4 protein-coding genes are annotated in these 4773 nt (G+C 64.3%); all 4 read right to left on the bottom strand.

Annotated elements, in window-relative coordinates:
• Positions 1–1754, bottom strand: a 1754-nt coding sequence (locus tag VGD20_RS21190; RefSeq protein ID WP_331136348.1) for a TonB-dependent receptor plug domain-containing protein, incomplete at its 3' end; no start/stop codon positions are given.
• A 93-nt stretch (positions 1755–1847) separates the two neighbouring features.
• Positions 1848–2831: a FecR family protein gene (locus VGD20_RS21185; protein WP_331136347.1), complete on the bottom strand. Its 984-nt coding sequence runs from the start codon at positions 2829–2831 to the stop codon at positions 1848–1850.
• A complete protein-coding gene (locus tag VGD20_RS21180; protein WP_331136346.1) occupies positions 2797–3360 on the bottom strand; it encodes a sigma-70 family RNA polymerase sigma factor in 564 nt (187 codons plus the stop codon). The genes VGD20_RS21185 and VGD20_RS21180 overlap by 35 nt, the downstream gene beginning before the upstream one ends.
• A gap of 116 nt (positions 3361–3476) precedes the next feature.
• The coding region (locus tag VGD20_RS21175; RefSeq protein WP_331136345.1) for a DUF885 domain-containing protein at positions 3477–4773 on the bottom strand (1297 nt) is incomplete at its 5' end.

Raw genomic sequence — 4773 nt, 5'->3', positions numbered from 1 at the left:
CCGTCGAAATCGGACACGAGGCGCAATTCCTGCGAGAATTGCCAGCTTTCGCTCGACGAGATTTCGACCCCCGCGACGCTGTTCGACGGCCCGAGCTGCGGATCGGTAAAAATCCCGCCGGGGGTAAAATTGCTATATTCGCTCGGCGCGCTGCATCCTGCGGGATTGGAGAAGGTACAGCCCGAATAGGTGAACAGGCCATTGGAGTCGTTGAACGTCGGCTGCAACGAGAAGCGGTGATAATCCTGCAGCGAATAGACCCGGTCCTCGTTGTAGAGCGTCTGCGACGTGATGGTCAGCGCGTCGGTAGCATCGAAGCTGACGTCGAGAGCGAAGATATCGGCTTTCGCACGATATTTGGCCGGAAAGAGGGACGAGACGGTCCTGAGGTCGCGCGATTGTTCGACATTATAAGGATCAATGCCATATTTCAGGAAGCGGACATATTCCGCATTGGGATTGAACGACCCGTCGGGGAACATGAACGGCTCCGAGAAGCCGATCAGTCCGAGCATCTGTCCTGCCGCAATGAACGGGATGCTGAGCCCGTTCGGTGAGCCATAGGCGCCATCGTCGTAGAGCGAGCCCTGTCGGCAGCCCTGGCTCAGGCGCCCGCTTTCGAGCGGGTCGAGCGTGCGCAGCACGCCCGGCTGATTAGGGTCGAACACCCCCGGGAAGGTCGACGGCCCCGGGTCGCGATGGCAGAGTTGCTTGCCGGTGCGCAGGCGGTCGTCATTCTCGTTGAAATGCTCCCACGTCGCATTGATGCGAAGTCGCGGCGATGGCTTGAACGCCAGCGACAGGCGCGTCGACCAGAGGTCGCGGCCGTCGATCCGGTCGTCGGTCGCCAGATTATAGCCATAGCCGTCGCGGCTGGTCCACGCGCCGGCGGCGCGAACCGCGAGTACATCGTCGACGAGCGGAATATTGATCATCCCCGTCGCGCGCATCGCCTTGTAATTGCCCGCCTCGACCTTGCCCGAGCCGGTGAAGTCGTCGAGATCGGGCTTGGCAGTGATCATATTGACGACGCCCGCGGTCGCGTTGCGGCCATAAAGCGTGCCTTGTGGGCCGCGCAGCACCTCGACGCGCTCGATGTCGAAATACTCCTGTTCGAACAGACGGTTACGAATAAGCGCCACATTGTTGAAGCTGACCGCGACGCCCGGGTCCGAGGTTGCGGATACCGCCTTGGTCCCGACGCCCCGGATCGAGAAATTATAGCCCGAATAATTATTCTTGGAGAAGGTCACATTGGGGATGCCGCGCATCAGCTCGGTGCCGCTCTCGATTTTCTGTTCCTGCAGCGACTCCGCCGAAAAGGCGCTGATCGCGATCGGCACGTCCGAAATCGCTTCGGCGCGCTTCTGTGCCGTCACGATGATTTCCGCCGGTGCGCTGGCCTCGGAAACGGCGGATGGCGCCGCGGGCACGGCCGAAGAAGTCTGCAACGCCAGCGTATAGGTCCGCCCATCGCTCGACACCACCCGCAGGCCCGCATCGGCGGCTGCACGCCGAACCGCCTGATCGACGCTCATCGCGCCCTTGATCGCGCGGATGTTCCGGCCGCGCACGGCGGCGGCACTGACGAGAATCTGGACGTCGGCCTGCGTTGCAAGCTGGGGAATCCCGGTGGCGGCCGGCTGTGCCGGAACATCGAAGGTCTTGATCCGGGCGTTTGCCGGCGTAGCCAGGGCTACCGCACAGATCGCCGTCGAAGTCGCAAGCACGCCGCGAAGATCGCGATATCGCATAATGTCCTCCCCCATTTACGGGCCCGATTGTTCGGGCTCACATGGATATGATGCGCGGGAGAGATTTTTCCGTTTTCGCAGCCGGGCTTTATGTCAGTCCTGCGACAAGACGATCCGGTCGGCGGTGATTTGGGCGCGCGCATCCATCAAGGTCGCGACCGCGCGTGCGAAGGCATCGGGCTCATTTGTGCGGAAGCGTCCGATCATTTTCTGCTCGCCAAGCGATGCCCCGGTCACCTCGATCTTCCGCGTGTTGTACCGGTTGAACTCGGCAACCGCCTCGGCGACCGTATCGCCGTCGAAGACGAGCTGGCCGGTACGCCATGCCAGCGCCTTGTCGATTTCCTCATTCGCGGCGACGACGGGCATGATCGCTTTGTCAGGCGCCACAAAGGCTCGCGCCCCTGCCGCCACGCGCCGCATGCCGGTCTCGTCGCCGACGCGCCACACCTCAACGACGCCCTCGGTCACCTGAACGTCGATTCCGCTCCCGGTCCGCCTGACGGCGAAAGCCGTGCCTACCGCACGCACCCGCAGGTCATCGACTTCGACGACGAAGGGACGGGTGCGATCCTTCGCGACCTGGAACCACGCTTCCCCGGCCTTGAGCGCGACCTGGCGCACGGCCGGCCTCATCGTCACGTCGAGTGACGTCTGCGTATTCACGGCGGCAAGCGAACCGTCGCTCAGCGGGACCCGCCGGATTTCTCCGACCGCGGTCTGGATCTGCTGGTCGGGAACGCCGAGGAAATCCACGCCTGTAAAGCCAACCACCAGCGCGGCAGCAGCAGCGGCCGCCGCACCGCCGCCCCACAAAAGGCGACGCCGCGAAAACCGGGCACCGCCGATGGTGGCCACCTCGTGCGATTGGGGCTGCCCGGCGCCGAGCACCGTCGCACGGTCGAGCATGCTCCAAGCCGCCCCGGCGCGAAAATAGGCGCCACGGCGGCGATCGTCGCCAGCGAGCCACGCTTCGAGTTCGGTGCGCGCGGCGAGGTCATGGCCCTCGCGGTCCATGCGGGCGACCCACGCTGCCGCGCGATCACTGATCGCTTGTGCTGTTTCGCGCTCGCTCATCTCGCTCCGTTCCCGTCGTTTTCTGCTCGCCTGTCGGCTCGCCATCGGCGATTGCCCGCAGGATCAATTTCAAACCCTTGATCACGTCGTTTTCGACGACATGTTCGGTCACTCCCAGTCGCTCGGCGACCTCGCGCTGGGGCAATCCCTCGATCTTGCGAAGTTCGAATATCCTCCGGCATCGATCGGGCAGCCCTTCGATCAACCGGCGCACGCGCTCCAGTTCCCGGCGTCCGGCCGCCACCCGTTCGGGCGAGGGTTCATCTCCAACGATGTTCAGGCTCTCAATTTCCGTAACCGATTCAATGCTGACAATGCGTGCTCGCCGCAGCCGCATCAGGACGATGCTGCGCGCGGCGGTGAAGAAATAGGCACGGCCGCTACGGATATGGCCAACATCCTTGAGGCCCGCGATCTGGCAATAGGTTTCCTGGATGACGTCCTCCAGGTCTTCGGGATCGAGCGTACGGCGCAGCCAGGCGCGCACGTCGGCCTCGTGCGGCAGGATTTCCCGCCCCACCCACGCCATGATCGCTGCGCGTTTCTCCCGGTTCACGTCACCCGTCTCGCATCTCCCGCTCAAGACCATGATGCACGACCGGACGTTTTCCGTTCGCGACCGCGAGTTTTTTTTCGGCAGCGCGATCAGGCGGGGGCAGCAATCCAGCGATCGACCTGCGCCTCGAGTACCGGCAGCGGCACCGATCCGCGTCCAAGCACGATCTCGTGGAACAGCCGCTGGTCGTAGCGGTCGCCAAGCGCCGCCCTCGCCTTGTCGCGCAGCGCGAGGATGCGCTGCATGCCGACTTTATATGATGTCGCCTGCCCCGGGGTGACGAAGTAGCGACGAATCTCGGACCGGATCTTTCCGATCGGCTGCGGCGAATTGGCCGTGTAATAGGCGAGCGCCTCAGCCTCGCTCCACCCCTTGGAGTGGATACCGGTATCGACCACCAGCCGGATTGCACGCCAGATCTCGCGCCCCAGCCGGCCGAAATCGCTGTAGGGATCGGTGTAGAACCCCATCTCCTTCGCGAGCCGCTCGACATAGAGCGCCCAGCCCTCGCCATAGGCGCCGTAGAAATAATTCTTCCGGAACTCGGGGGTGCCGGTCATTTCCTGCGCGAGCGCGATCTGCATATGATGGCCGGGATGGCCTTCGTGATAGACGGTGCCCTCGATCTCGTAGGTCGGCGTCGCGCGCGTGTCGGCGAGATGGACATAGAAGATGCCGGGGCGCGACCCGTCCAGCGCCGCCGGCGAATAATGTGCCGCGCCGCCCGGTTCCTCGCGGAAGGCCTCGACGCGCTTGACGATCAGGTCGGCCTTGGGCAGCCGCCCGAATTGCTCGGGCAGCCGTGCGCGCATCCCGGCAAGATAATCCTCCGCCTTCTTCAGATAGATTGCGCGGCCGCTATCGTCATTCGCGACGTAGAAGCGGTCGTCACTGCGCAGGAAGACAAAGAAATCCTCAAGCTTTCCCTCGAAGCCGATCTTCGCCTTGAGCGCCTCCATCTCGGCACGGATGCGCGCGACTTCGGACAGGCCGAGCGCGTGGATTTCGTCGGCGGTCATGCCCGTTGTCGTCTGCAGCCGGAGCATCGCGTTATAATAGGCAGCGCCATCGGGCAGCGCGCCCGCGCCCCGCGGCTCGGCCGAGGCTTTGGCGCGGTCGGCGGCGAGCCACGCGCCGAGCCGGTCGTAGGCCGGCTTCATCGACCCGGTCATCGCCGCGGCGACCTGCGCAGTGTAGCGATCGGCCGCAGCAGCGTCGATCTTCCCGGCCGTCACAAGGCCCGCCGCCTTTTCCCTGGCATCGGCGTACAGCGCATTGTCCGCGCCATCGCCGAACGGAGCGCCGCTCGTGAGCCGCCCGATCAGTTCGATCGACTGGTCATAGGCAAAGCCCGGCATGCGAATGCCCTTCGCCGCCGATGCCTTC

The organism is Sphingopyxis sp. (assembly GCF_036402335.1).
GTDB lineage: Bacteria > Pseudomonadota > Alphaproteobacteria > Sphingomonadales > Sphingomonadaceae > Sphingopyxis.
Note: the sequence above shows the minus strand (reverse complement) of the source record. Positions and strands in the feature narration are given on the sequence as shown.

Bases quoted from the DNA above. Each gene is read 5' to 3' on its own strand.
- VGD20_RS21185 (WP_331136347.1), bottom strand. From the start codon at position 2,831: ATGAGCGAGCGCGAAACAGCACAAGCGATCAGTGATCGCGCGGCAGCG.
- VGD20_RS21180 (WP_331136346.1), bottom strand. From the start codon at position 3,360: ATGGCGTGGGTGGGGCGGGAAATCCTGCCGCACGAGGCCGACGTGCGC.